Annotated in this window: 19 protein-coding genes; 7 read left to right on the forward strand and 12 right to left on the reverse strand. The window is 72.2% G+C overall.

Translation table 11 applies throughout. From position 1 onward, the window contains the following. The first annotated feature begins 206 nt into the window (after window positions 1–206). Complete coding sequence (gene atpF / locus ACH427_RS00825) at window positions 207–761, forward strand: F0F1 ATP synthase subunit B (RefSeq protein ID WP_398867182.1); 555 nt, start codon at window positions 207–209, stop codon at window positions 759–761. 120 nt (window positions 762–881) lie between these two features. On the opposite strand, the gene pepN is transcribed toward atpF, so the two are convergent. The 4 genes from pepN to ACH427_RS00845 all read right to left on the reverse strand — a co-directional run bounded on the left by pepN (window position 882) and on the right by ACH427_RS00845 (window position 8,398). Continuing rightward, complete coding sequence (pepN, locus tag ACH427_RS00830) at window positions 882–3,386, reverse strand: aminopeptidase N (protein WP_398867183.1); 2,505 nt, start codon at window positions 3,384–3,386, stop codon at window positions 882–884. A gap of 571 nt (window positions 3,387–3,957) precedes the next feature. Next, window positions 3,958–4,260, reverse strand: a complete 303-nt coding sequence (locus ACH427_RS00835; protein ID WP_366007163.1) for a chorismate mutase — start codon at window positions 4,258–4,260, stop codon at window positions 3,958–3,960. A gap of 11 nt (window positions 4,261–4,271) precedes the next feature. Next, window positions 4,272–5,162 (reverse strand): helix-turn-helix domain-containing protein, encoded by an 891-nt coding sequence (locus ACH427_RS00840; protein WP_398867184.1) that lies wholly within the window; start codon window positions 5,160–5,162, stop codon window positions 4,272–4,274. Between the two features lie 155 nt (window positions 5,163–5,317). Beyond that, complete coding sequence (locus ACH427_RS00845; protein ID WP_398867185.1) at window positions 5,318–8,398, reverse strand: endo-alpha-N-acetylgalactosaminidase family protein; 3,081 nt, start codon at window positions 8,396–8,398, stop codon at window positions 5,318–5,320. A gap of 134 nt (window positions 8,399–8,532) precedes the next feature. Between ACH427_RS00845 and ACH427_RS00850 the strand changes: the two genes are divergently transcribed. Beyond that, window positions 8,533–8,922, forward strand: a complete 390-nt coding sequence (locus ACH427_RS00850) for a VOC family protein (RefSeq protein ID WP_398867186.1) — start codon at window positions 8,533–8,535, stop codon at window positions 8,920–8,922. A gap of 1 nt (window position 8,923) precedes the next feature. Here the strand turns inward: ACH427_RS00850 and ACH427_RS00855 are convergent, their stop codons facing one another. The 4 genes from ACH427_RS00855 to ACH427_RS00870 form a co-directional block, all read right to left on the reverse strand. Further along, window positions 8,924–10,069, reverse strand: a complete 1,146-nt coding sequence (locus ACH427_RS00855) for a sensor histidine kinase (RefSeq protein ID WP_398867484.1) — start codon at window positions 10,067–10,069, stop codon at window positions 8,924–8,926. 5 nt (window positions 10,070–10,074) lie between these two features. Next, the gene (locus ACH427_RS00860) at window positions 10,075–10,752 is read right to left on the reverse strand and encodes a response regulator (protein WP_398867187.1); all 678 of its coding nucleotides are present in this window, start codon (window positions 10,750–10,752) and stop codon (window positions 10,075–10,077) included. Window positions 10,753–10,876: 124 nt separating this feature from the next. Beyond that, window positions 10,877–11,590, reverse strand: coding sequence for a hypothetical protein (locus ACH427_RS00865; RefSeq protein WP_398867188.1), 714 nt, complete (start codon window positions 11,588–11,590; stop codon window positions 10,877–10,879). 641 nt (window positions 11,591–12,231) lie between these two features. After that, entirely contained in the window at window positions 12,232–13,035 is an 804-nt protein-coding gene (locus tag ACH427_RS00870; protein ID WP_398867485.1) for a S1 family peptidase, read from the reverse strand. Between the two features lie 229 nt (window positions 13,036–13,264). Between ACH427_RS00870 and ACH427_RS00875 the strand changes: the two genes are divergently transcribed. Beyond that, complete coding sequence (locus ACH427_RS00875) at window positions 13,265–14,161, forward strand: hypothetical protein (RefSeq protein ID WP_398867189.1); 897 nt, start codon at window positions 13,265–13,267, stop codon at window positions 14,159–14,161. 93 nt (window positions 14,162–14,254) lie between these two features. Here the strand turns inward: ACH427_RS00875 and ACH427_RS00880 are convergent, their stop codons facing one another. Both ACH427_RS00880 and ACH427_RS00885 read right to left on the reverse strand, forming a co-directional pair. Then, window positions 14,255–15,310 (reverse strand): glycoside hydrolase family 113, encoded by a 1,056-nt coding sequence (locus ACH427_RS00880; protein ID WP_398867486.1) that lies wholly within the window; start codon window positions 15,308–15,310, stop codon window positions 14,255–14,257. 5 nt (window positions 15,311–15,315) lie between these two features. Next, on the reverse strand, window positions 15,316–17,205 hold the full coding sequence (locus ACH427_RS00885; protein WP_398867190.1) for a DUF2334 domain-containing protein: 1,890 nt from the start codon (window positions 17,203–17,205) through the stop codon (window positions 15,316–15,318). Between the two features lie 406 nt (window positions 17,206–17,611). Here ACH427_RS00885 and ACH427_RS00890 point away from each other — a divergent pair, with 406 nt between their 5' ends. From ACH427_RS00890 to ACH427_RS00905, 4 genes are read left to right on the forward strand one after another with little or no spacing between them, the layout of a single operon-like run. Continuing rightward, window positions 17,612–17,776: a hypothetical protein gene (locus tag ACH427_RS00890; protein WP_398867191.1), complete on the forward strand. Its 165-nt coding sequence runs from the start codon at window positions 17,612–17,614 to the stop codon at window positions 17,774–17,776. Further along, complete coding sequence (locus ACH427_RS00895) at window positions 17,773–19,038, forward strand: glycosyltransferase (RefSeq protein ID WP_398867192.1); 1,266 nt, start codon at window positions 17,773–17,775, stop codon at window positions 19,036–19,038. Before ACH427_RS00890 ends, ACH427_RS00895 begins: the two co-directional genes overlap by 4 nt. 49 nt (window positions 19,039–19,087) lie before the next feature. Then, complete coding sequence (wecB, locus tag ACH427_RS00900; protein WP_398867193.1) at window positions 19,088–20,281, forward strand: non-hydrolyzing UDP-N-acetylglucosamine 2-epimerase; 1,194 nt, start codon at window positions 19,088–19,090, stop codon at window positions 20,279–20,281. After that, complete coding sequence (locus ACH427_RS00905) at window positions 20,278–20,952, forward strand: calcium-binding protein (protein WP_398867194.1); 675 nt, start codon at window positions 20,278–20,280, stop codon at window positions 20,950–20,952. The genes wecB and ACH427_RS00905 overlap by 4 nt, the downstream gene beginning before the upstream one ends. A 73-nt stretch (window positions 20,953–21,025) precedes the next feature. Here ACH427_RS00905 and ACH427_RS00910 read toward each other — a convergent pair whose 3' ends face one another. Continuing rightward, entirely contained in the window at window positions 21,026–22,486 is a 1,461-nt protein-coding gene (locus tag ACH427_RS00910) for a glutamate synthase subunit beta (RefSeq protein WP_398867195.1), read from the reverse strand. Continuing rightward, a complete protein-coding gene (gene gltB, locus ACH427_RS00915; RefSeq protein WP_398867487.1) occupies window positions 22,479–26,993 on the reverse strand; it encodes a glutamate synthase large subunit in 4,515 nt (1,504 codons plus the stop codon). The genes ACH427_RS00910 and gltB overlap by 8 nt, the downstream gene beginning before the upstream one ends. Window position 26,994 lies beyond the last annotated feature (1 nt).

Genomic DNA, 26,994 nt, shown 5'->3' on the forward strand with positions numbered 1-26,994 from the left:
TGTAACGGGCGCGGGACGGGTACGGGACGGGCGCGAGCGGGCGCGGGACGGGCAGTAACTGCATCAAGTTACTGTGGGCGTACGTTCGGTGACCGGGGTCCGGAGGGGTTTCGCCCGATGGTGGTATGCCGTGCGACGGCGGAGAGTTGGGTCTGCTAATGGGGTGCGGGGCGGACTTCGGGCGCGGCGTCGACTAATCTGCACTCATGGCCATGAACTTTCTCGCTATCGACGTAGGGCCGCTCAAGCCCGAGCCCGCGCCGCTCGTCCTTGGGTTCGTCCTCTTCTTCATCGTTTTCGCCGTGATGGCGAAGGTGCTGCTCCCCCGGATCAGCAAGGTCCTCGTCGAGCGCGAGAAGGCCACCGACGGGCGTTTCGACGAGGCGGAGGCGACGCGCGCGGAGGCCGCGCGGGTGCACGCCGAGTACCAGGAGCTGCTGGCCGAGGCGCGGCACGAGGCCGCTCGCCTGCGTCAGGAGTCGGTGGAGCAGGGCACGGCGATCATCGCGGAGCTGCGGGCCGAGGGTCAGCGGCAGCGCGAGGAGATCATCTCGGCCGGGCACGCCGTGATCGACGCGGAGCGTGCGGTCGCGGAGGCCGAGCTGCGTGAGCAGGTCGGTGTGCTGGCGACGGAGCTGGCGGGCCGGATCTCCGGTGAGCCGCTGGCGGACTTCGCTCGTGAGAGCGGCGTCGTCGACCGTTTCCTGGAGGAGCTGCGTACGGCCGAGCCGTCGGACGCGGTGGGCGAGAAGCGCGACTGACGCGGGCGGCGCCGAGCGCCGCGGAGTGTGCCGAGGCTCCCGTGACCCTGATCTGGGTCACGGGAGCCTCGGCTCTTTCATGGGGTGTTAGGGCGTGGGGCGTTACGGGTTCGTGCGGTGTTACGGGCGGGCGGTGCGGATGGTCAGGGCGCGGCGGAGGTCGTCGGTCTGGTCGGTGAGCTTGCGGCGCAGTGCGGGGGTGGGGGCGGTGCCGGCCAGGCATTCCTCGCCGAGGCGGAGGGTGTCGGTGTCGACGAAGGGGAGCGGGAAGCCGTGCCGGCCGGCGGCGTCGGCGAGTGCGGGGCCGCGGCGGGTGGCGAGTGCGGTGGCGGCGGGGAACCAGCGGTCGCGGTAGGGGCGCAGGAGGTCGAGCTGTTCGGGCTGCCAGAAGCCCTGGGCGGTGGCGATGAAGAGGTAGTTGGAGAGGTCGTCGCGGGTGTACATGGCATCCCAGGCGGCTTGTTTGGCCGTGGGGTCGGGGAGGGCGGCGTGGCAGCGCGCGGCGCCTTCCTGGCCGGTGGCGCTGGGGTCGCGGGCGAGTTCGGCGTCGATGGCGGCGGGGGTGGTGGCGCCGAGGGCGGCGAGGCGGGCGAGGGCGCGCCAGCGGAGTTCGGGGTCGAGGGCGGGGCCGCCGGGTGCGGTGCCGGTGGTGAGCCAGTCGTGGAGGGTGCCGGGGGTGGTGGTGCTGTCGATGAGGGTGCGTACGGCGGTGAGGCGCAGGCCCTGGGTGTCGGGGCCGGGGGTGCGGTCGAGGAGGACGCGGCAGAGGCCGGTGAGGGTGGCGAGGGCTTCGGGGCGGGCGGTGGGGTGGATGTAGCGGTCGGTGATCTGCCGGCGGGCGAAGGCGAGGACGCCGTGGGTGATGGCGGTGTCGGTTTCGTGGGGCAGGTGGGCGCGGGCGGCTTCGAGGTAGGCGGCGGGGGTGAGTTCGGCGTCGCGGACCATGTCGCGGGCGGCGTTCCAGACGACGGCGCGGGCGAGGGGGTCGGGGAGGCCGGAGAGGGAGCGTACGGCGGTGTCCCAGGAGGCGGGGTCGAGGCGGATCTTGGCGTAGGTGAGGTCGCCGTCGTTGGGCAGGAGGAGGGCGGGGCGGGGGCCGGGGAGGGCGGCGGGTGCGGGCTGGGGTACGTCGGTCTCGTAGCGGTCGCGGAGGGTGAGGCGGGTGGGGTGTGCGGGGTCGTGGCCGTAGGCGCCGAAGGCGATGCGGTGCGGGCGGGTGCCGTGCTGGTGGACGGTGAGGTGCCAGTGGCCGTCGGTTTCGGTGATCGTGGGGGTGAGGGTGTCGACGCCGGTGGTGCGGAGCCAGGTGTCGGCCCATGCCTGGACGTCGCGGCCGGAGGCGCGGGTGAGGGAGTCGATGAAATCGGCGAGGGTGGCGTTGCCGAAGCGGTGGCGGGCGAAGTGGTCGTTGATGCCGGCGAGGAAGTCCTTCTCGCCGAGCCAGGCGACGAGCTGGCGGAGGGCGGAGGCGCCCTTGGCGTAGGAGATGCCGTCGAAGTTGAGGAGGGCGGAGGCGGTGTCGTGGACGGCGTCGGGGGCGGGGGCGACGGGGTGGGTGGAGGGGCGCTGGTCGGCGTCGTAGCCCCAGCTCTTGCGGCCGCAGGCGAATTCGGTCCAGGCGCCGTCGAAGCGGGTGGCCCGGGCGAGCACTTCGTAGCCCAGGTATTCGGCGAAGGACTCGTTGAGCCAGATGTCGTCCCACCACTGGAGGGTGACGAGGTCGCCGAACCACATGTGGGCCATCTCGTGGGCGATGGTCACGCCGCGGGTCTGGCGTTCGGTGTCGGTGACGGCGGAGCGGAAGACGTATTCGTCGCGGAAGGTGACGAGGCCGGGGTTCTCCATGGCGCCGGCGTTGAATTCGGGGACGAACGCCTGGTCGTAGGAGTCGAAGGGGTAGGGCTCGTCGAAGATCTCGTGGAAGCGGTCGAAGCAGCGGCGGGTGATGTCGAGGATCTCCTCGGCGTCGGCGTCGAGGTGGGGGGCCAGGGAGCGGCGGCAGTGCAGGGCGAAGGGGAGTCCGGCGTGTTCGGTGCGCACGGAGTGCCAGGGGCCTGCGGCGAAGGCGACGAAGTAGGTGCTCAGGGGCTGGGTGGTGGCGAGTGTCCAGCGGCCTTCGGCGGGGTCGCCGGTGCGGGTGGCGACGGCGTTGCCGAGTACGGTCCAGGCGGGTGGTGCGGTGACGGTGGCGTCGAAGACGGCCTTGAGGTCGGGCTGGTCGAAGGCGGCGAAGACGCGCTGGACGTCGTCGAGGAAGGTCTGGGTGTAGAGGTAGGTCTCGCCGTCGGCGGGGTCGGTGAAGCGGTGCATGCCCTCGCCGGTGCGGGAGTAGCGCATGTCGGCTTCGACGCGCAGTTCGTGGGGGCCGGGGGCGAGGCCGGTGAGCGGGAGCCGGTTGTCGTCGAGCGCGGCGGGGTCGAGGGGGTGTCCGTCGAGGGTGGCGTGGTGCAGGGTGACGGGTCTGACCTCGACGAAGGTGTCTCCCGCGGTGCGGGCGGAGAAGTGGATGACGGTGGTGGAGCGGAAGAGGTCGTCGCCGCGGGTGAGGTCGAGGTCGATCTCGTAGCGGTGGACGTCGAGGAGGCGGGCTCGGTTCTGCGCTTCTTCACGTGTCAGTGCGGGCATGGGGCCATGATCTCGTTCTTGGCCTGTTCCGGGGCTGCGCCCCGGGCCCCGTGACGCGGCTTCGCCGCGTTGTCCTCGGCGCCGGACGGGCTGGTTCGGGTTGCTGTGGGGGCTTCCGGGGGCTTCGCCCCGAGCCCGCACGGGGCTGCGCCCCGGACCCCGCAACACGGCTTCGCCGCGTTGTCCTCAAGCGCCGGACGGGCTGGTTTTCGCGGACCGTGGCCTTGATGCTGCGGCCAGGGTGCGCGATTTCAGTCCGTGCCCGGCGATTGAGGACGCTCCCGCCGCGGGCGGCGACCGGCCCGCAGCCGAAAGTCGGGCGCGCCCCGCCGGAGGGGCGGGGAGCCGCGCGACAAGCCCCCCACCGGGCCGGCGGCCGGGCACAAGCGGCAGCCCCGGGCGCAGCCCGGGGTCCGCCTTGCGCGCGAGCGACCGGCTCAGTTCCCGCGGGGACGAGCCCCGTCAGAAGCGCGTGAACCACGTGCCCGCGCAAGGCTCGCGGGACCCGGGGCGGCGAACCCGGAAGGTCCGGGGGCCCGGTGGGGGCGGCGAGCCCCCACCGTGGCCGCGATCAGGAGCGGGCGATCGTCTCGTGGTGGCGGATGACCTCCGCGATGATGAAGTTCAGGAACTTCTCCGCGAACGCGGGATCCAGCTTCGCGTTCTCCGCGAGCTCGCGCAGGCGTGCGATCTGGCGGGCCTCGCGGGCGGGGTCGGCGGGGGGCAGTTTGTGGGCGGCCTTGAGGTGGCCGACCTGCTGGGTGCATTTGAACCGCTCGGCGAGCATGTGGATCACCGCGGCGTCGATGTTGTCGATGCTGTCGCGCAGTCGGCTCAGCTCGGTGCTGGCGGACTCGGGGGCACTGTCGGTCATGGTCACCGAGCCTATGCGGAAGTGCGGGGTCCGATGACCGGTGGGTGTTCCGGATCGGGGATGCGGTCGCTCCAGCCGCCGGGCACGGTGCGGCCCTGGCGGCGGCGGAAGCGTACGGGTGCGGTGCCGACGCGGCGGGCGAAGAGGCGGCTGAAGTAGGCGGGGTCGTCGTAGCCGACGCGGCGGGCGACGGCCGCTATGGGCAGCTCGGTGGCGGCGAGGAGTTCCTTCGCGCGGCCGAGGCGGATGTGCAGGAGGTAGTCCTTCGGGCTGCATCCGGCGCCGCGGCGGACGGCGGTGCGCAGTTCGGTGGGGGTCATGCCGTGGCGTGCGGCGTGCTGGGCGACGGAGAGCGGGAGGAAGGCGTCGCGGGCGAGGGCCGCGAGGACGGGGTCGGTGCCGGGTGGGGTGTCGGCGCGGGCGCGGCGCAGGGCGATGAGGAGTTCGTGGACGGCGGCGGAGGTCTCGACTTCCAGGTGGGGGTTGCCGCGGCGGGCGGCGCGGACGATGCGGCTGACGGCGGCGCGGGCGCCGGCGGTGTCGGTGAGGGGGACGAGGGGGCGGTGGGGTTCGATGTAGCCGAGTTCGGTGTAGGCGGCGACGGCGGGGCCGGTGAAGTCGACGAAGCTCTCGTCCCAGCCGGTGCCGGGGTCGGCGCCGTAGTGGTGGGGGGTGCCGGGGGTGAGCCAGATGAGGGCGGGGGCGGTGACGGTGCGGGTGCGGCCGTCGGGGGTGCGGAGCCAGCCGGTGCCGGCGGTGATGACGACGGCGACGTGGTGGTCGAGGGTGCGGGGGCCGACGGTGGGGAGTTCGCCGTGCTGGAGGCCGACACCGAGGCAGGCGAGTCCGAGCCGGTGGTGGACCGGGCCTGGGGTGAAGTACCTCATCCATGTGTGATACATGCGGCTGGGCCTCCGGGTCGGGGTTCTCCGGGGCCGATCTTCGTGGATGCGGGCCCTTCCTGCCAGGGGGCGGGGTGGGCCTGTGGTGTGGCCGCCCCGGTTCCCGCTGGTCACCAGCCGGTGGCGGTGACCAGCGGGGCGGGCCCGTGGGGGGATCAGGTGCCGAGGTCGTGGACGGTGAAGGTGTCCAGGACGAATTCCGCCGTGCCGTCGTCGCCGGTCTTGCTCAGGCCGGTCCATGCCTCGCCGTGGTCCGGTGCGGTGAACTCGTATGCGTGGGTGGTGGGTTGGGTGGCGGCGGGCAGGGGGGTGCGGTGGAGCTCGCGGGGTGCGGGTTCGTCGACGGCGGTGATCCACGCGTACTGTCCGGCCGTCTCGTTCTCGTAGCGGAAGGTGACGCGGTAGCGGTGCCCGGGGGTGAAGCGGACGGTGTGGGGGACGGTGCGGTAGACGACTCCTTCGTTCTCGCCCCGGGATTTGAGGGACTGGGTGCCGTCGATGACATCGTCGACGGCTTTGCCGTTCCAGCCGCGCCGGGTGTAGCGGGCGTGCTGTCGGGCGATATGGGTGCGGGGGTCGGTGGCGCCGCCCGCGTCGCCCTTGACGAAGGGGCCCCAGCCCTGGGGGACGTGCTCGAAGTCCTCGTGGACCAGGGTGCCTTCGGGGGTGGCCGGGGGGTGTGCGGTGCGGACGACGCGTACGGCGTCGAAACGTACGCGGGCGTCTCCCGCGGTGGCGGTGAGGGCGAGGGTGACGGGTCCGCCCGCCGGGGGCACGGTGAAGGGGGTGAACATGCGCTGGAAGCGGGTGCCGTGTTTGCGGTCGGCGGCGACATGGTTGACGGCGGTGGAGGTGTCGGTCCAGTTGGCGGCGGTGATTCCGTCGGCCGTACGGATCTCCAGGCCGGCCCGGCGCCGCTCCCCCGCGGTGTCGCCGATCTCGACCTGGACGGACGCGGTCCAGGTGCCCGGTGCGAGGCGGGTGAGGCGTTGGGTGACGGCGGCCGCCGCCCCGGCGCCGATGACCAGTTCGCGGTCGCCGGCGGCGTTGAGGGCGACGGTGGCGGGTCCGGTGACGTGCCAGGCGTCGAGGGTGCCGGAGTGGAAGCCGGGGTCGCGCAGGGGTGTGCCCTCGCCCCAGGAGGGGTCCGCGGGGAGGGCTGCGGCGCGGTGGGTGCGGGTGAGGACGTAGGGCTGTCCGGCGGTGGCGTCGAGGGTGACCGTGCCGTCGTGTACGGGGAGTTCGCGGGCGTCGGCGCGGCCTTGGTCGGTGAGGCGGTGGAGGACGACGGTGCGCCGCTTCGACCAGCCGCGCGGGAGCGTCCAGGTGGTGGTCCCGCCGCGGGGGTTGTAGTGGTAGAGCTTGGCGGGGTCGGTGGCGGTGCGGGGTTCCCAGGGCAGGAGGTAGGTGCCGCCTTCGTAGACGGTGCGGCCGTCGGTGGTGATGCGGCGGGTGCCGTCCTCGTCGGAGACGGTGGTGCGGGTGGGGCCGGCGAAGGTGACGCGGTGGTCGTCCCAGGTGTGGACGGGGTACGCCTGGAGGTATTTGGCGGGGAGGTTCTCGGTCCACAGCTGCCGGTAGAAGGGTGCCCAGTCGGTCTTGCCCTGCCAGCCTTCGAAGGAGCCGAGTTTCGCGGTGCCCAGGAGGGGCCATTTGTCGGCGAAGACGTCCTTCTGGTGGTGGCGGATGAAGCGGATCAGCCGGGAGTTGACGCCGCGTGAGGTGTCGGGGCCGTAGTCGGTCTCGCCCGCCCAGTGCGACCAGAGGCTGGAGCGCTCCAGGCCGTGGCCCCATTCGGTGGTGATGTGCCAGCCCTGGGCGCGCAGGACGCGCTGGAGGCGGTCGGAGGTCCAGCCGGATTCGCGGTAGACGTCGATGTAGAGGGTGTCGAGGGCGGGGTGGGTCTCGGCGCGCAGTCGCGACAAGCGGCGGGCGATGCCGCCGGAGAGGAGGTCGCGGCGGGCGTCGATGCGGTAGGACTGGTCGAGCCAGTCCCACTGCCGGTCGTTCTTGTCGACGAGCTGCTCGGAGAAGGCGTGGGCGACGGGGTATGCCTCGGTGGTGTTGACGTGTACGGCGAAGTCGCTGTGCCACTTCTCGCCCGCGCGCAGGAGGGTGTTGAGGTCGGCGAGTCCCCCGGCGCGTTCGTTGTAGTTGCCGCCGTAGTCGGGGTGTGCGGAGTCGTGGCCTTCGGACTGGTAGCCCTTGAGGAGGGTGAACTGCCGTAGTCCGTCGGTGGCCAGGGCGATGCGCTTGATGTGGTCGAGGGTGGCCAGGAAGGGGTTGGTGGCCTGGCTGGCGAAGTTGAAGGGGATGTGCGGGACGACGCGCAGGTGCTGTTCGTCAGCGCCGGGCGGGTCGGTCATGATGTCGCGGAAGGCGATGGCGGCGTCCTGCCAGTCCGTCTTCCCGTCGCCGTTGCGGTCGCGGGTGAGGACGACGGTGGCGTAGGGCAGTGGCTCGGTGTCGGGGACGGCGGCTCCGGCGGCGCGGTGGGTCCACTGTCCGCAGGTGAGCTGGGTCTTGGTGTATCCGTCGCGGTGGAGGGTCTGCCACCACAGCCGCCCGTTCTCCCAGGCGCTGTGCGCGTCGGGCCGGTCGTAGCTGGTGTTGGTCTCGACGGCGGCGGCGAGCGGGCCCGCGCTGACGACGGCGTAGGCGCAGCCGGCCGGGCGGGGGCCGGCGGGTGTGGTGGGGGTGGGGTGTACGAGGGTGTCGCCGCTGCTGTTCTTGTCGAGCTGGATGCGGGCGGCGAGGAGGGTGGGGTCGCTCTGGGTGCTGCGGACGCTGAGCAGGGCGAGTCCGGGGATCTCCAGGGTGCCGATGCGCAGGGCGGGGGTGTCGGTGATGCGGGTGACGCGCCAGTGGACGAGCCAGGCGTCGGTGTGGATCTCGATGTCGACGCGGGTGCCGCCGGGGAGGGTGAGGGTGTAGCGGGCGCGGTCGTGGTGGGTGGTGGCGGTGACGTGGGGGGTGTGGGGGACGCCGTCGACGAGGAGGGTGGTGACGGGGTCCTCCTGGGCGTGCAGGGTGGCTCCGGTGGCGCGGTCGGTGTAGGAGACGACGCGGGGGAAGGCGGTGTCGACGCGGACGTCGAGCGCGGTGGAGCGCAGGACGGCTTCCCGGGGTGCGGCGCTCGCGGTCGCGGCGGGGAGGGCGGTGGTGAGGCCGGTGAGTGCGGTGGTGAGGACGACGGCCCGCCGGGTGGGGCCGCTGTCGGGGGGTTCCGGGTCCATGCTGCGCTGTCCCTCCGTGCGGTGTGTACGGCGCGGTGCGTACGGCGCCACCTTGGAGGGTGTTCGGGCGGGTGACCATGGACAAAGGGCGGGCGGATGTTGGACTAACGGCGGTGGCCGGGCATCATCCAATGATGATCGCGAAACTTCTGAGCACGGTGATCGACTGTCCGGATCCGGCGGCCCTGGCCACGTTCTACGCGGGGATCCTCGGTGGGCGGCTGGACGCGGAGGATCCGGAGTGGGCGGAGCTCTACGCGCCGGACGGGCGGCGGTTCTCCTTCCAGCGGGTGGCGGACCACCGGCCGCCACGGTGGCCGGATCCGGAGCATCCGCAGCAGTTCCACCTGGACTTCGTGGTGGACACGGTCGAGGACGTGGAGGTGGCGCAGCGTGCGGTGGAGGCGCTGGGTGCGGTGTTCCTGTACGACAGCGGTGGCCGGACGCGCGGGTTCCGGGTGTTCAGGGATCCCGCGGGGCATCCGTTCTGTCTGTGTTACGGGCAGCCCGTCGTGACGTTCTGACTCAGCCCGGGGGGCGGGGTGCGGGGAAGAGCGCGGTGACCTCCCAGCCGCCTTCGGGCGCGGGTCCCGCGCGCAGGAGGCCGCCCATGGCTTTGGCCCGTTCGCTGAGGCCGACGAGGCCGAACCCGCCTCCCCTGGCCTGTTCGTCGAGGGCGGCGGCGTTGGTACCGTCGTCGGCGATGCGCAGTTCGATGCCCGCGGGGACGCCGCGTACCCCGATCCGTACGGCGGTGGCGTCGGCGGCGTGTTTGCGGATGTTGGTGAGGGCCTCGCGGACGACGCGGTGGACGCCGGCGGCGACGTCGCCGGGGATCCAGTCCTCCAGGCCCTTCTCGATGTAGAGGACGACGGGCGGGCCGGTGCGGGCGAAGGCTTCGGTGAGGGCGCGCACCTCGGGCAGGCCGGCGACAGGCTCGGTCTGGGCGTCGCCTTCGCGCAGGATGCCGACGAGGCGCCGCATGGCGTGGAGCGACTCACCGGCCGACGTCTCGATCCGCTCGAACGCGGCCGCGGCGGCGGGCCCGTCGAGGTGGGTGAAGCGGGCGGCCTGGGCCTGGACGACGATGCCGGTGACGTGGTGGGCGACGAGGTCGTGCAGTTCGCGGGCGAGTTCGAGGCGCTCGGCGGTGCGGACGGCCGCCATGTCGCGTACGCGCTGGCCCGACTGGTTGCGCAGCAGCAGGGAGTAGGCGGCGACGACCACGGTGAGGGTGCCGAAGACGGCGGTGAAGCGGCCGGGGTGGAGGTCGCGCATGGGGGCGGCGACGCAGGCGGCGGCGAGCAGCGGGCCGAGGGTGGCGGCGACGCGGGCGGGGGCCTGCTGGACGACGGCGGTCAGCAGGACGAGCAGGGCGATGTCCTCCCCCATGCCCCAGACGGCGGAGGGGTGGTCGGTGCCCATGAGGACGGCGGTGGTGGTGAGGGAGACCGTGACCGCGACGGCGGCGCGTACGGGCAGCCGGATCCAGGTGTAGGGGACGGCGCACAGGCAGACGGCTACGCCGGAGGCGAGGACCATGGCGTGCGGCTGGCTGGGCTGGCGGGCGAGGGCGAAGCCCTCGAAGCCGACCAGGCACAGCAGGACGGCCCCGAGGGCGGCCTTGGCCACGGCGGCCCGGCGGGGGTGCCGGGTGGCCCACCCGGCCAGTCTGTTCACGATCCGCCCGTGGCCAGCCCGCTCTCCCAGGCCCAGGCGGCGATCTCGACGCGGTTGCGGGCGTCGAGCTTGAGCTGCACGTTCGCCAGGTGGGTCTTGACCGTGGACAGGGAGACGAAGAGTTCGGAGGCGATCTCGGCGTTGGTCGCGCCGCGGGCCAGGCAGCGGACGACGTCGGCCTCGCGGTCGGTGAGCGGCTCGGAGGGGGTGCGGGCCGCGGCGGCCGGGCCCGCGGGGGCCATGTCGCGCAGCAGGCGGACGGTGATGGCGGGTGAGATGAGGGAGTCGCCGATGGCGGCGGCGTGCACGGCTTCGACGAGCATGGCGGGGCTCGCGTCCTTCAGGAGGAAGCCGGAGGCGCCATTGCGGAGGGCGGTGTGCACGTATTCGTCGAGGTCGAAGGTGGTGACGATGACGATGCGGGGGCGGTGGCCGCGCTCGGGGTGGGCGGCGGAGAGCGCCGAGAGGCGGCGGGTGACCTCCAGGCCGTCGAGCTTGGGCATGCGGATGTCGAGGAGGAGGACGTCGGGCCGGTGTTCCTCGACGGCCGCCAGGGCGGCCTCGCCGTCCACGACGTCGGCGACGACGTCGATGTCCGGCTGGCTTTCCAGGATCATCCGGAAGCCGGTGCGGACCATCTCCTGGTCGTCCGCGATGACCACGGTGATCGCCATGCTGTGTTCCTCGCCCTGTTCCTCGCCGACTGCGTCACGGCCGTGTGCGTGCCGTGCCGGTGGTGCCGTGCTGTTCGAGTCTTTCCATGTCAGCGGGGGCGGCGGGGTGCCGCAACCGCTGTGCTCACGCGTCCGTCCCCGTGCGGCCCGAGCGGCGCAGGGCGATCCGCACGCCGTACGCGCCGCCGCCGGCGGCGAGCAGGGCCGCTCCGGCGATGGCGGGGGTGCCGATGTCGTGCCGGCCCTTGATGGCCTCACCGGCCTCGACGACGCGCCTGACGGGGTTGCTGGACGCGGCGCGGACCTTGCCGTGGTGCTCGGCGGCGGCCGTCGGCGTGGCGGTGCGGGTGTGCGGGTTGCCGTGCTGGGCGCGGCCGTCGTGGCCGGGCCGGGTGGCGTGGCCCGGCGCGGCCTTGGTGCCGCGCTGGTGGTCCTTCGTCTGGTCCGTCACCTGGTCCTTCACCAGGGAGCCGGAGGTGAAGTCGTAGTAGCTGGGCTCCTCGGTGCCGTCCACGGCGGCGCGCAGGGTGGGGCGGGCGGTGTCGCCGCCGATGATCCGCAGGTGCAGCCGGTCGATGTCGGCGGCCGGGCGGGTGGTGTCGATGGTGCGCTGCTGCTTGCCGTGGGTGGTGACCGTGGCCTTGGTGCCGCCCTCGCCGGAGGTGAGGCGGGCGTGGCTGCCGTCCGGGAGCTGGATCTGGCGGATGGTGGTGGGGTGGCCGGAGTGTCCGTCCTTGTCCGCGGCACCCGCTGCGAAGGCGCCGGCCGTCGGCCAGACCACCGCGGCGACGGCGGCGGCAAGGACGGTGGCGGCGGCGATGCGGTGCTTGGCGGACACGGAGGTCCCTTTCGTACGGACGGGTCGGCGCGCGGCCGGTGGGGGCCACTGCTCTCACGTTACGGACCTTTATGGGCTCCACACGTCGACTGTCCGACCATTCCTGTATCGGCCGAAAGGATGACGGTGGCCCGTTCACGTCATACCGGGGTCGCGTGAACGGGCCGCGGAGAGCCGTACCGGGCAGCGTGCCGGACTGCGCCGTCCGGGGACGCGCAACCCACCGGACGGCGCAGCGGAGAGATCCATTCGGCGGATCCGCCGGGGGCGGGGCAGGCGGACCGGGACCCGTCGGCGGCCACGGCGGGACCGCCGGACTCCCGTCGCGGGTCCTGGAGCACGCGGGCCGGTCCGGGGGCCGGGCCGGTCGGCGCGTGAGCCCGCCCGCGGCGGCCAGGACCTGCGGCGCGACCGCCGAGCCCCGTCGCAGGTCCGGGACGGAGCCCGTCCGGCGCCTGAGGACGGAATCCGGGACCCGGCGCCGGCGTCCGGGGCCGGGCCGGTGCCCGAGCCCGCCCGCCGCGGGCGCGGCCCACGGCGGGGCCGCCGGGGCCCCTTCCGGATTCCCGGGCCGAGCCCGCCCGGCGCCCGCGGACCCGGGCACCGGTTCCGGGACGCCCCGGCCCAGGAGTCAGGCGGCGTCAGCCGCCCAGGCTCGCCGCCGCGCTCTTGATGTTCGCGGCGAACGTGCTCACCTCGCTGTAGACGCCGGGGTAGCCGGGGCGTGCGCAGCCCTGGCCCCAGCTGACGATGCCGACCTGTATCCAGGCGCCGGTGTCGTCCTCGCGGAACATCGGGCCGCCGGAGTCGCCCTGGCAGGTGTCCACGCCGCCCTGCTGGACGTAGCCGGCGCAGATCTCGTCGCCGGGGGTGAGGGCGCCGCCGTACGCCTTCTGGCAGGTGGCGTCGTCGACGAAGGGGACGGTGGCCTTGAGGAGGTAGCGCTCCTGGGGGCCGCCTTCGGTGGCCGCGCCCCAGCCGACGATGGTGAAGGTGCCGTTGTTGTAGGCGGTGGTGTCGGCGATCTTCAGGGTCGGCTGGTCGACGGGCCGGGCGAGCTTGATGAGCGCCCAGTCCTTGCCGGTGCCGTTGTAGCCGGGGGCCTGCAGCACCTGGGTGGAGTTGACGGTGACGGCCTGGGAGGACTGGAGGTCGACGGCCCCGGCGGTCGCGGTGATCGAGGTGTTGGGGCCGCTGCCGTCGACGCAGTGGGCGGCGGTGAGCACGATCTGCCGGGTGTAGAGGGCGCCGCCGCAGCCCATGGACAGGCGGACCATCCAGGGGAATTCGCCTTGCTGGGCGGGGGTGCCGCCGACGACGTGGGGGCCGGGGCGGGGGGTGGGGTCCTGGGCGTGGGCGGCGGCGAAGGGCTGGAGGGTGAAGGCGGCGGCGGTGACCGCGACGACGGCCGCGGTTCTCTTCAGTGCCTTGAGGAAGGTGCGCAACGGACTTCCCTTCGTGGGAGGTTGCACCGACGAATGACAGGCTCATGTCAATCCGATATGCGAACATGAGTCCTTGCGGTGCGGTGCGATTATGAGGAGCGGGCGAACAGGCGACAAGCCTTCCGTTTCGGCCAGGCGTACGGCGCCCGACTCCGCGCTCCGCCCCGGACCCGGCCCGCACGGCGTACGCACCCGCGCCCGGCAGACCCCCACGTAGAGTGGAAAGCGCATGACGGACCTAGGGGGTGGTCGCGTGGGCTCGGGGCTGGAGATCGCGCACGGATTTCCGCACCTGGACACCGTGCACTCCGCGATCACCGCGCTGTACAAGCGGCTCTCCTACGACACCGTGCACTCCTTCGCGGCGAGCGTGCTCCCCGCGGACGTCGCCTTCTCCGACGACGAGAACCCCTATCTGGGCGTCCAGCGGGTCGCCGGGGCGATGGTCCGCCACCTCCGGCTGCCCGACGCGCGGATGATCGTGAGCTTCCGCGAGATGAAGCACGCCGGGAGCGTCGAACTCACCGCCGGGCCCGAGTACTTCATCGAGCTCAACTCCCGCTTCAAGACGCACCGCAAGGACATCGGCGCGGCCCTCGCGCACGAGGTCATGCACGTCTATCTGCACCGGCTCGACCTCGGCTTCCCCGGCACCCGGGACAACGAGATCCTCACGGACACCGCGGCGGCGTACCTCGGTTCGGGCTGGCTGCTGCTCGACGCGTACCGCGAGTCGTCCGTCTCCACGCAGAAGCTCGGCTATCTCACGCCCGAGGAGTTCGGCTATGTCCTGGCCAAGCGGGCGCTGGCCTTCGGGGAGGACCCCGCGCCGTGGTTCACCAGCCCGCAGGCGTACGACGCGTACGCGAAGGGCCTGGCGCGGGCCCGGCGCGACGGACAGCGCCCCCCGCTGGCCGCGGCGGGCCGGCTCGGCCGCCATCGCTACGCGCGCGACCGGCGCTCCGCGCACAGCTCCCCCGCCGGGGGCTACGCGTTCGAGGGCCACGACCCGCTGCGGGTCAGCTTCCCCTGCCCCACGTGCCACCAGCGGCTGCGGGTGCCGGTGCAGGGCCGGCTGCGGGCCCGGTGCGGGCTGTGCGGCTCGGTGCTGGACTGCGATACGTGAGGCCCGGCGGCGAGCGGCGGATTCCCGGGCACCCGGAACGCCTGCCTGCCGTGTCCCGGACGCATGTGTTCGGCGATCCGCCGCTCACAGCGCTCAGCGCCGCCCCCACCACTGCCGCAGCACCCGCTCCGCCGGTTTGCCGTGCGGGGTGTACGCGAGGCGTTTCGCCGTCTCCCCGCTGCCCGGCCAGTCGTCCCACATCCACCAGCACACGCCCGCCCACCACGGCTTGCCCTCGAACGCCGCGAGCAACGCCTCGTACGCCGCGGCCTGTTCGTCGTCGCCGGAGGTCCTGGAGACGGTCCACGAGTACGGCTGGGTGGTCGTGCCGCGCTGGCTGACGTAGCCCGCCTCGGTGAAGAGGATCTGCCGGTGCCACCGGGCGGAGAAGGCCGCCAGCTCGTCACCGATCGGCTGCCACGCCTTCCGCAGCCCGGCCGCGTCCGTGGTGGCCTTCCGCGCCAGCGGCCAGTACGCGTCGACGCCGATGACGTCGAGGTCGCCCCAGAAGGCCACCTCCTTGTACTCGTCGTAGTTGGCGGCGTAGGTCAGCGGCCCCCCGTAGACCTTGCGCACCGCCGCGACGACGCGGCTCCAGCGCGCGCCGTCCCGCGAGGTGCCGGCCAACTCCGTGCCGACCGCGAGCTGTTCGGACCTGGTGTCCGCCGCGATCTTCGCGTAGTGGGTGATGAAGTTCCCGTACGCGGCGAACCAGGCGTCCGGGTCCTCCGGATGGATCTCGGCGCGGTCGGTGTCGTTCGGGAGGTCGACGTGCGGCTTGATCATGACCTTGAGGCCGCTCGCGTGGGCGAGGCCGATGATGTGGCGGAGGCTGCCGTCGCTCGCGGTCTCCTCGGTGGTGTGCATGCCAGGGCCGGTGACGCCGTCCTGGTACCAGGTGGGGGTGAAGGTCACCCAGCGGGCCCCGGTGTCGGCGATCTGCCGGAGGAACTGCCCCGCCTCGGGGCGGTCGTAGTCGTCGGCGTTCCACGAGGGGAGCGTGATGCCCCGCATTCCGCTCACCTTCCTGTCGTCGGGCGGGGAGCCGGTCGCACCGCTGGGCCCCCCGCCGTCCGGGGAGCCCGTGGAGGAACAGCCCGCGAGGAAGAGGGCGGCCGTGACCGCCAGCGCGGCGGCCGCCCTCTTCATCGCGTTCACTGGCCGAGTTCCGTGGGACCGACGAAGGTGTAGCCGAGGGCGCGGATGCCGTCGACCGTCTGCTTCAGCGGGTCCAGCGCGTAGTAGGGGTGGTAGAAGAAGCTCGCCACGCCGTCGCGCACCGCGAGGTTGGCCTTGGCGGAGGCGATGAGGTCGGCGGGGAGCCTGGCCGGGTGGTTGTTGTACGGCAGGGGCTCGTAGTTGCCGATGTTCTCGGGGAGCACGGTCGTACCGTAGACGTCCTTCACCCAGTACGGGAAGAACTGGCCGATGTAGCGGCTGGAATCCACCGTTCCGCCATTCAGCGTTCCCGCGAAGTACAGCGAACGCTCCAGCCGGGCCGAGTAGTTCTGCCCGAGCACCCGGTAGTCCGTGGCCGAGGCGGCGTAGTGCGGAGTGGTCCACAGCGTCGGCCTGGGCAACCCGGCCGCGGCGAAGCCGGCGAGGGCCGCGGTGACGCGGCTCTGCGCCCAGGCGGTGGAGTCCTCGGGCGGCGGTCCGTCGTAGACGACGTTGTTGGACGTGTCGACGTGCGCCTTGAAGAACTCGAAGTCGTCGCCGGTGACACCGGTGTAGGGGTTGTTGACGTTGCTGTACTGGTGCGTGTCACCGTGGTCCATCAGCACGGCGCCGTGCTGGAGCATATAGGTGAGCGCCGAGACGACGGCCGGGGCCTGGGCGAGGGTGACCGTCTCCGGTTTCCCGCTGTTGTAGACGCCGTGGGGGTCGGTGTAGGTCGGGATGACGTTGATCCCGTAGGTGATGCCCTGCGAGGAGAGGTAGTCCGCCATCGCCCGCAGCTGCGTCGGGTCCGACTTGGCGCTGATGTCCTCCAGGCGCACGAACGCCCGGTGCCGCGCGGCGGTCGCCGGGGCGAGCGAGTCGAAGAGGAGGTCCTCCATGACGATGACGCGGTCGCTCTCGGAGACATAGGTGAAGGGGATCTCACCCACGTAGGTGAGGTTGCCGGAGCGGATCGCCCAGGGGCTGGTGGTGCCGGAGTTGGCGTCCGTGGCCTCAGCGAGCTGGTTGACCTGCGGATAGCCGGGGCCGCTGAGGAGGGCGGGGTGGAGGACGCCGCCGTCCTGGCCGGCCGGGATGGAGCGGGTGAGCGTCTGGCCCTTGTAGGCGACCTGGTTGATGTCCCCGACGGTGCCGTTGGGCGCGAAGTAGGAGTTGGTCGGGTCCCAGCCGTAGTGCTGCTCGAACTGCGGGACGCCCACCGAGTTCGCCATGTTCCAGATGTTGTCGCCGATCCACGTGACGGGGTGCCCGGTGGTCAGCGCGTCCCGGTAGAAGGCGGCGGGCACGGCGTCGGGGACGGTGCCCCCGTAGTAGGTCGAGCCGATGTAGAAGGTGGCGGTGTACTGCTCGGTCATGCCCGCGGTGTAGGAGGCGACCGGCTTGGCGGTCACGGTCCCGAAGTGGCCGGCGAGATTGGACAGGGCCATGGCGTAGAGCTCGCCCAGCTGTCCGTACGGGCCGGTGTTGTCGTAGAGGACGAGCGCGGAGGTGGCGGTGGTCGCTGCGGCCTGCTTGAAGGCCGCGGTGGTGACGGCGGGCGCCGCGGCCGACGTGACCGCGGGCCGCGTCCGCCCGGCCGTCGCCCCGGTGGCCTGCGTGGAAGCGGTCTTCACCGGGGCGGAGGGCGCGGACTTCGCGGCGGGCGCCGGAACGGCCGGGCGCACGACGAGCGTGCGGGCCTTGCGCTGCTTCTCCAGTGCCAGCCGGGACCTGGTCCAGGCGGCCAGGTCCTTGGCGCTCTGCGCGGAGAGCGAGATCGGGTGAGTGCCGTCCCTGCCGGGCGCCCCGGGTATCGGACTCTTCGTCGCCTCGGCCGTGGAAGAAAGTCCGAGGCCGCCCAGCAGGGCGGCGACCACCATCATGACGGAGGAGGTCCGGGTAATTCCGGACCTCCTTCTCGATTTTTGCATTGCGTTTCCCCCTGGGTGTTGCTTTCTTTGCCGTCGCCCCATGCAAACCACCAGGCCCGACAGTTGGCCAATCCTTCTGGCCGATAAGAGGCGGTGTCAATAGACAGGTTCGATCTCCGGGGGGCAATTACGTTCACAGGAATTAGTCCGGACTATTCGTCCCACCCGTCACACAACGCTCTGACCAGCCCTACCAAACGACCGTTCCATCGAATTTGAGATTCCGATCAAACAACTCCCACCAAGTTTGACAGTCGCGCCGGTTGCATCTGATACCTTCCGTGCGCACGCCTCATAAGCGAGGCGAATTCGGGGGGAACTCATGTACGGAAAACCTGTACTGGGCACAGTCCTGCCCATGGCCGGGCTGACCGCGGCACCGAAAGTGCTGCCGGGTCTGCCATTCGCCCAGGGATTGCAGGAAGCCGCGGGGGCCGGCTTCCTGCTCTACTGCACGGCCGCGCTGGCCATGCTGTCGGTCAAGTTCTGGTTCCTGCTGCGGAACGCCGGTGGACGGCCTTGATCAGCGACATACTCCTCTGGGCCGCCATCGCCATCATCGTGATGGCCGGCTGCTACAACACCACTCTCTTCGTCCTCTCCAGGCGGCGGATGCGCCGGGGCCGCGGCCCGCGCCGGCCGCGCCGCTACGTCTTCCTGCTCGCCTGCCTCAATGAGGAGCGGGTCCTCGGGGAGTCCCTGGCCCGGATCACCGCCCTGCCCGCGGGCAACTTCATGGCCCTGGTCATCGACGACGCGTCCGACGACGGCACCGCCGCCATCGCCCGCGCCGCCGCCGAGCGCGCCGCGCCCGGCAAGGTCCACCTCCTCCAGCGGCAGCTGCCGAACGCCCGGCGCGGCAAGGGCGCGGCCCTCAACGCCGGGATCCGCCACCTGCGCACCTCCGGGCTGCTCGACGGCTACGACCCGAGCGAGGTGATCGTCTGCGTCGTGGACGCCGACGGCCGGCTCGACCAGCACGTGGTGCAGGCCGTCGACCCGTATTTCGACGACCCGCGCACCGGCGGCACCCAGATCGGCGTGCGGATGTACAACCGTGACAAGGGCCTGCTGGCCCGGCTCCAGGACATGGAGTTCGTCATCTACGGCGACATCTTCCAGAGCGCCCGGCGCTACATCGGCAGCGTCGGGATGGGCGGCAACGGGCAGTTCATGCGGCTCGCCGCCCTGGACTCGCTCATCGGGCCCGACGGCGCCGGCCCCTGGAGCGACTCGCTCACCGAGGACCTCGACCTGGGCGTACGGCTGATCGCCCGCGGCTGGATCAATCAGCACTGCACCCACGCCGCGGTCTCCCAGCAGGCCGTCCTCGACGTGCGCCGCCTGGTGCGCCAGCGCTCGCGCTGGTTCCAGGGCCATCTCCAGTCGGCCGGCCTGGTGCCGCTGATCCTGCGCGAGGTCCCCGCCCGGCCCGCCGTCGACCTGCTCTACCACCTGTCCAGCCCCGTGCTCATCCTGCTCACCTCGCTGCTGCCGGTGTCCTTCCTGGTCGCCCTCGGCGGCACGGTCGTCGGCTCCGTCGAGGCCGGCCACTCGCTGATCTCCCCCTGGTGGGTGCTCGGCCCGTACGTCCTGTCCTTCACCGCGGCGTTCCTCTACGCCTTCGTCTACTCCCGGCGGGAGAAAGGGCTCGGCCTGCTGCGCGCGATCCTGCTCTCCCACCTCTTCGTCCTCTACGGCTACATCTGGTTCGCCGCCGGATGGTGGGGCCTGTGGCGGATGCTCACCGGCAAACAGACCTGGCTGAAGACCGCGCGCACCTGACGCGCGGCGCCCTCCTCCGCCCATCGGCACGCCCTGTCAAGGGAGAACCATGTCCACTGACATCATCACCGCACCCGTACGCGCCATGCTCGTCCTCGGCACCCGGCCGGAGGCCATCAAGCTGGCGCCCGTGGCCCGCGCCATGGCGGCCTCGCCGCTCTTCGACCCGCTCGTCGTCACCACCGGCCAGCACCGCGAGATGCTCCACCAGATGCTGGACCTGCTCCAGGTGCCCGTGCACACCGAGCTCGACGTGATGCGCGAGCGGCAGCAGCTGTCCACCCTCACGGCACGGCTGGTGGACGGGCTGGGCGAGGTCGTCCGCGCGGAACGGCCCGACCTCGTCGTCGTCCAGGGCGACACCACCACCGCGCTGACCGGCGCGCTGGCCGCGTTCTACGAACACCTGCCCATCGCCCACGTCGAGGCGGGCCTGCGCACCGGGGTCCTCGACAACCCCTTCCCCGAGGAGCTGAACCGGCGCCTGATAGGCCGCATGGCCCGGTGGCACTTCGCCCCCACCCCCCGGGCCGCCGCCCACCTGACGGCCGAAGGCGTCCCCGACGCCGAGGTGTTCACCACCGGCAACACCGTCATCGACAATCTCCTGTGGGTCCTGGAACAGGGCGCCGGGCGCTGCCTCTTCGAGAGCGGCCGGCGGCGCGTCCTGCTCACGCTGCACCGCCGGGAGAACCAGGGCGCCACCATGCGGGCGATGGGCAAGGCCATGTGCCGGCTGGCCGACCGCGGCGACGTGGAGATGGTGGTGCCGCTGCACAAGAGCCCCGCCGTGCGGGAGGCGCTGCTGCCCGAGCTGTCGGGCCACCCGGCCATCCGGGTCGTCGAGCCGCTCGGCTATGTGGACTTCTCCGCGACGCTCGCCGCCTGCGACCTCGTGCTGACCGACTCCGGCGGCATCCAGGAGGAGGCGCCCACCCTCGGCAAGCCGGCGCTGGTGCTGCGGACGACCACCGAGCGGCCCGAGGCGGTGGAGGCGGGCGCGGCCCGGCTGGTGGGCACCGAGCCGGAGGCCATCCTGGAGGCGGCCATGCGGCTCCTGGACGACCCGGCCGCGTACGAGCGGATGGCGACGGCGGGCAATCCCTTCGGGGACGGGCACGCCACCGACCGGATCGTCGCGCAGCTCGCGGAGGACTTCGGCGCGGATGCCGGACCCGATCGGGGCGTCGTCCCACTGGTCGCCTCCCGTCCCGAGGGTCCGGGGTCATACTCGACGGCATGACGAGAGTTCACCGGCTGCTCGGCCTCGCTCTGCTCGCCGCCGTCGTGGTGGCGGGTGCCGCCCTGGCGGTGAGCGCCATCTGGGGGGCCGGTGACGGCAAGCCCGAACGGCCGTGGGCGCAGGGTTCGGTCCACGGCCCGTGGCGTTCGGTGTTCGACGGCCACGGGGAGAACATCGGCCGCCACGACGGCCTGGAGCTCTCCCCGGCGCCGGCCCGGAGGCCGGACGAGACGCACGCCGGGCTGGTCGTCTCCACCGCGGTCTACGAGTCGGTGGACTTCAAGGCCCGGATGCGGACGATGGCCCAGCTGCGCACCCCGAAGCCGAATCCGTGGGAAGTGCCCTGGCTGGTCTGGGCGTACACCGACCCCGAGCACTTCTACTACATCACCCTGAAGCCGAACGGCTGGGAGCTGGGCAAGCGGGACCCGGCCTACGGCGGGGGCCAGCGCTTCCTGGCGACCGGCGCGGGGGAGTTCCCGGTCGGCGCGTGGTCGGACGTCCACATCGCGCAGCAGGGGGCGCGGATGGAGGTGAGCGTCGGCGGGAAGGGCCTGGTCTCCTACGAGGACCGGGAGCGCCCGTATCTCAAGGGCAGCGTCGGGGTGTACACGGAGGACGCGCGCGTGGAGTTCAGCGGTCTTTCGGCGCAGCCGCTGGACGGCTCCTGATCCGGGCGGGTCCGGGGAATGGCGCGGCACCCGCTACCGGTCGGGGTGGGGCGGGTGCCGCGGGCTCGTGGGGTCAGACGGTCAGGGCCCGGTCGGTGGGCCGGACCGGGGCCGGGAGGGTACTGGCGCCGGTGAGGTAGCGGTCGACGCCGCGGGCCGCGGAGCGGCCTTCGGCGATGGCCCAGACGATGAGGGACTGGCCGCGCCCGGCGTCGCCGGCGACGAAGACGCCGGGGACGTTGGTGGCGTAGTCGGCGTCGCGGGCGATGTTGCCGCGCTCGTCGAGTTCCAGGCCGAACTGCTCGACGAGTCCGTTCTTGACGTCGGTGCCGGTGAAGCCCATGGCGAGGGTGACCAGTTGGGCGGGGATACGGCGCTCGGTGCCGGGCTTCGGGCTGAGCTTGCCGTCGGTGAACTCGACCTCGGTCAGGTGCAGCCACTGGACGTTGCCGTCCTCGTCGCCCTCGAAGCGGGTGGTGGAGACGGAGTAGACCCGCTCGCCGCCCTCCTCGTGGGCCGAGGTGACCTTGTAGAGCATGGGGAAGGTCGGCCAGGGCTGGTGGGGTGCGCGGTCCGTACCCGGCCTGGGCATGATCTCCAGCTGAGTGACGGAGGCGGCGCCCTGCCGGTGGGCGGTGCCGACGCAGTCGGCGCCGGTGTCGCCGCCGCCGATGACGACGACGTGCTTGCCCTCGGCGGTGATCGGCGGGGTGACGAAGTCGCCTTCCCGCACCTTGTTGGAGACGGGCAGGTATTCCATCGCGAAGTGGATGCCGTGCAGTTCGCGGCCGGGGACGGGCAGGTCGCGGGAGGTGGTGGCGCCCGCGGCGACGACGACGGCGTCGTAGCGCCCGCGCAGCTTGGCCGCGTCGATGTCGCGGCCGATCTCCACCTCCGTGCGGAACTTGGTGCCCTCGGCCCGCATCTGCTCGATGCGGCGGTTGATGTGCCGCTTCTCCATCTTGAACTCGGGGATGCCGTAGCGCAGGAGTCCGCCGATGCGGTCGGCGCGTTCGTAGACGGCGACGGTGTGGCCGGCCCGGGTCAGCTGCTGGGCGGCGGCCAGGCCGGCGGGGCCGGAGCCGATGACGGCGACGGTCTTGCCGGAGAGGCGCTCCGGGGGCTGGGGGGTGACATCGCCGTGGTCCCACGCCTTGTCGATGATGGTGACTTCGACGTTCTTGATGGTGACGGCGGGCTGGTTGATGCCGAGCACACACGCGGATTCGCAGGGTGCCGGGCACAGCCGGCCGGTGAACTCGGGGAAGTTGTTGGTCGCGTGCAGCCGCTCGCTGGCGGCCTGCCAGTCCTCGCGGTAGGCGTAGTCGTTCCACTCGGGGATGAGATTGCCGAGCGGGCAGCCGTTGTGGCAGAAGGGGATGCCGCAGTCCATGCAGCGGCCGGCCTGCTTGCTGATGACGGGCAGCAGGGAGCCGGGGACGTAGACCTCGTTCCAGTCCTTGACGCGCTCGTCGACGGGACGGGTCCGCGCGACCTCGCGGCCGGTGGTCAGGAAGCCCTTGGGGTCAGCCATGAGTCGCCGCCTCCATCATCTTCTCGTGGGTCTCGGTCTCGGAGAGACCCGCTCGCTCGGCGGCGTCCTTGGCGGCGAGCACTGCCTTGTAGGTGGCCGGGACGACCTTGGTGAAGCGGGTCACCGCCGCGTCCCAGTCGGCGAGGAGGCCGGCCGCGACGGTGGAGGCGGTCTCCTCCTGGTGGCGCCGCACCACGTCGTGCAGCCATCGCCGGTCGTCCTCGTCGAGGGTGTCGAGGGCGGTGACCAGCTCCTTGTTGACGTTGTCGGGGTCCAGGCCGAGGACGTACGCGACGCCGCCGGACATGCCGGCCGCGAAGTTGCGCCCGGTCTCGCCGAGGACGACGGCCCGGCCGCCGGTCATGTATTCGCAGCCGTGGTCGCCGACGCCCTCGGAGACGACGGTGGCACCGGAGTTGCGGACGCAGAACCGCTCGCCGACGCGTCCGCGCAGGAACATCTCGCCGCCGGTGGCGCCGTAGGCGAGGGTGTTGCCGGCGATGACGGAGTATTCGGCGAGGTGGTCGGCGCCACGGTCGGGGCGGACGACGATCCGGCCGCCGGAGAGGCCCTTGCCGACGTAGTCGTTGGCATCGCCCTCCAGGCGCAGGGTGATGCCGCGCGGCAGGAAGGCGCCGAAGGACTGGCCGGCGGAGCCGGTGAAGGTGATGTCGATCGTGTCGTCGGGCAGCCCGGCGCCGCCGAACTTCTTGGTGACGCGGTGGCCGAGCATGGTGCCGACGGTGCGGTTGATGTTACGGATGGCGACCTGGGCGCGGACGGGCCGGGCGTCCTCGGCGCGGTCGGCGGTGAGGGCGTCGGCGGCGAGCTCGACGAGTTCGTTGTCGAGCGCCTTGGCCAGGCCGTGGTCCTGCTCGGTGACGCGGTGCCGGACGGCGCCGGAGGGCAGTTCGGGGACGTGCAGGAGGGGGGCCAGGTCGAGGCCCTGGGCCTTCCAGTGGTCGACGGCCGGGGCGGTGTCGAGGAGCTCGGCGTGCCCGACGGCCTCCTCCAGGGTGCGGAAGCCCAGCTCGGCGAGGAGCTCGCGGACCTCCTCGGCGATGAACTCGAAGAAGTTGACGACGAATTCGGCCTTGCCGGAGAAGCGCTCGCGCAGCACCGGGTTCTGCGTGGCGATGCCGACGGGGCAGGTGTCGAGGTGGCAGACGCGCATCATGACGCAGCCGGAGACGACCAGGGGCGCGGTGGCGAAGCCGAATTCCTCGGCGCCGAGGAGCGCGGCGATGATCACGTCGCGGCCGGTCTTGAGCTGGCCGTCGGTCTGCACGACGATGCGGTCGCGCAGGCCGTTGAGCAGCAGGGTCTGCTGGGTCTCGGCGAGGCCGAGCTCCCAGGGGCCGCCCGCGTGCTTGAGGCTGGTCAGCGGGGAGGCGCCGGTGCCGCCGTCGTGGCCGGAGATGAGGACGACGTCGGCGTGGGCCTTGGAGACGCCGGCCGCCACCGTGCCCACGCCGACCTCGGAGACCAGCTTCACATGGATGCGGGCGGCGGGGTTGGCGTTCTTCAGGTCGTGGATGAGCTGGGCGAGGTCCTCGATGGAGTAGATGTCGTGGTGCGGCGGCGGGGAGATCAGGCCGACGCCGGGGGTGGAGTGCCGGGTCTTCGCGACCCAGGGGTAGACCTTGTGGCCGGGCAGCTGGCCGCCCTCGCCGGGCTTGGCGCCCTGGGCCATCTTGATCTGGATGTCGTCGGAGTTGACCAGGTATTCGCTGGTCACGCCGAAGCGGCCGGAGGCGACCTGCTTGATGCTGGAGCGGCGGGCCGGGTCGTGGAGCCGCTCGGGGTCCTCGCCGCCCTCGCCGGTGTTGGACTTGGCGCCGAGCCGGTTCATGGCGATGGCGAGGGTCTCGTGGGCCTCGCGGGAGATGGAGCCGTAGGACATGGCGCCGGTGGAGAAGCGCTTGACGATCTCGCTGACGGGCTCGACCTCGTCGAGCGGCACGGGGGCGCGGTCGTTCTTGAGGGCGAACAGGCCGCGCAGCGTCATCAGCCGCTCGGACTGCTCGTTCACCCGCTGGGTGTACTGCTTGAAGATGTCGTAGCGGCGGGCGCGGGTGGAGTGCTGGAGCCGGAAGACGGTGTCGGGGTCGAAGAGGTGGGGCTCGCCCTCGCGACGCCACTGGTATTCGCCGCCGATGTCCAGGCGGCGGTGGGTGGCGGCGATGCCGGTGGCGGGGTACGCCTTGGCGTGCCGGGCCGCGACCTCCCGGGCGATGACGTCGAGACCGGCGCCGCCGATCTTGGTGGCGGTGCCCTGGAAGTAGGTCTCGACGAACTCCTCGTCCAGGCCGACGGCTTCGAAGACCTGGGCGCCCCGGTAGGAGGCGACGGTGGAGATGCCCATCTTGGACATCACCTTGAGGACGCCCTTGCCGAGGGCCTTGATGAGGTTGCGGATCGCGTCCTGGGCGTCCATGCCGGGCAGGAAGGTGCCGGCGCGGACGAGGTCCTCGACGGACTCCATGGCCAGGTAGGGGTTGACGGCCGCGGCGCCGTAGCCGATGAGCAGGGCGACGTGGTGGACCTCGCGGACGTCACCGGCCTCGACGATCAGGCCGACCTGGGTGCGCTGCCGGGTGCGGATGAGGTGGTGGTGGACGGCGGAGGTGAGCAGCAGGGAGGGGACCGGGGCGTGCTCGGCGTCCGAGTGGCGGTCGGAGAGGACGATCAGCCGGGCGCCGCCGGCGATGGCGGCGTCGACCTCGGCGCGGATCTCCGCGAGCCGGGCGGCGAGCGCCTCTCCCCCGCCGCCGACGCGGTAGAGGCCGGAGAGGGTGGCGGCCTTGAGGCCGGGCAGGTCGCCGTCGGCGTTGATGTGTATGAGCTTGGCGAGCTCGTCGTTGTCGATGACGGGGAACGGCAGGGTGACGCTGCGGCAGGAGGCCGCGGTGGGCTCCAGGAGGTTGCCCTGCGGGCCGAGGGAGGAGATCAGCGAGGTGACGAGCTCCTCGCGGATGGCGTCCAGCGGGGGGTTGGTGACCTGCGCGAAGAGCTGGGTGAAGTAGTCGAAGAGCAGCCGGGGCCGCTCGGAGAGCGCCGCGATCGGGGAGTCGGTGCCCATGGAACCGATGGGCTCCGCGCCGGACTTGGCCATCGGCGCGAGGATGACGCGCAGCTCCTCCTCGGTGTAGCCGAAGGTCTGCTGGCGGCGGGTGACCGAGGCGTGGGTGTGCACGATGTGCTCGCGCTCGGGGAGGTCGGCGAGGTCGATCAGGCCGGCTTCGAGCCAGTCGGTGTAGGGCTGTTCGGCGGCGAGCTGTGCCTTGATCTCGTCGTCCTCGATGATGCGGTGCTCCGCGGTGTCGACGAGGAACATCCGGCCGGGCTGGAGGCGGCCCTTGCGGACGACCTTGGCGGGCTCGATGTCGAGGACGCCGACCTCGGAGGAGAGGACGACGAGGCCGTCATCGGTGACCCAGTACCGGCCGGGGCGCAGGCCGTTGCGGTCGAGGACGGCGCCGACGAGGGTGCCGTCGGTGAAGGTGACGCAGGCGGGGCCGTCCCAGGGCTCCATCAGGGTGGAGTGGTACTGGTAGAAGGCGCGCCGGGCGGGGTCCATGGAGGCGTGGTTCTCCCATGCCTCGGGGATCATCATCAGCACGCTGTGCGGCAGCGAGCGCCCGCCGAGGTGGAGCAGCTCCAGGACCTCGTCGAAGGAGGCGGAGTCGGAGGCGTCGGGGGTGCAGACGGGGAAGACCCGCTCCGGGCTCGCCTCCCCGAACAGGTCGCTGGCCAGCTGGGATTCGCGGGCGCGCATCCAATTGCGGTTGCCCTGGACCGTGTTGATCTCGCCGTTGTGGGCGACGAAGCGGTACGGGTGGGCGAGCGGCCAGCTGGGGAAGGTGTTGGTGGAGAAGCGGGAGTGGACCAGTGCGATGGCGGTGGCGAAGCGCCGGTCGGAGAGGTCGGGGAAGAACGGCTCCAGCTGGCCGGTGGTGAGCATGCCCTTGTAGACGATGGTCCGCGCGGACAGCGAGGGGAAGTAGACCTCGGCCTCGCGCTCGGCGCGCTTGCGCAGGACGAACGCCTTGCGGTCCAGGGCGAGGCCGGTGCTGGTGCCGTCGGTGACGAACAGCTGGCGGAAGCCGGGCATCGTGGCGCGGGCGCCGTTGCCGAGCAGCTCGGGGGTGACGGGGACCTCGCGCCAGCCGAGGACGGTGAGGCCCTCCTCGGCGGCGATCGTCTCGACCCGCGAGACGGCCGCGTCCGCGTCCGGGGACCCTGCGGGGAGGAAGGCGATGCCGACCGCATACGCCCCGGCGGCGGGGAGGCCGAAGGTGACGCTCTCGCGGAGGAAGGCGTCGGGGATCTGGAGCAGGATGCCCGCTCCGTCGCCCGAGTCGGGCTCGGAGCCGGTGGCGCCCCGGTGCTCGAGGTTCCGCAGGACGGTGAGCGCCTGCTGCACGAGCGCGTGGCTCGCCTCGCCGGTCAGGGTCGCGACGAAGCCCACGCCACAGGCGTCGTGCTCATTGCGCGGGTCGTACATC

It is taken from the genome of Streptomyces sp. NPDC020379 (assembly GCF_044387105.1).
Taxonomy (GTDB): Bacteria; Actinomycetota; Actinomycetes; order Streptomycetales; family Streptomycetaceae; genus Streptomyces.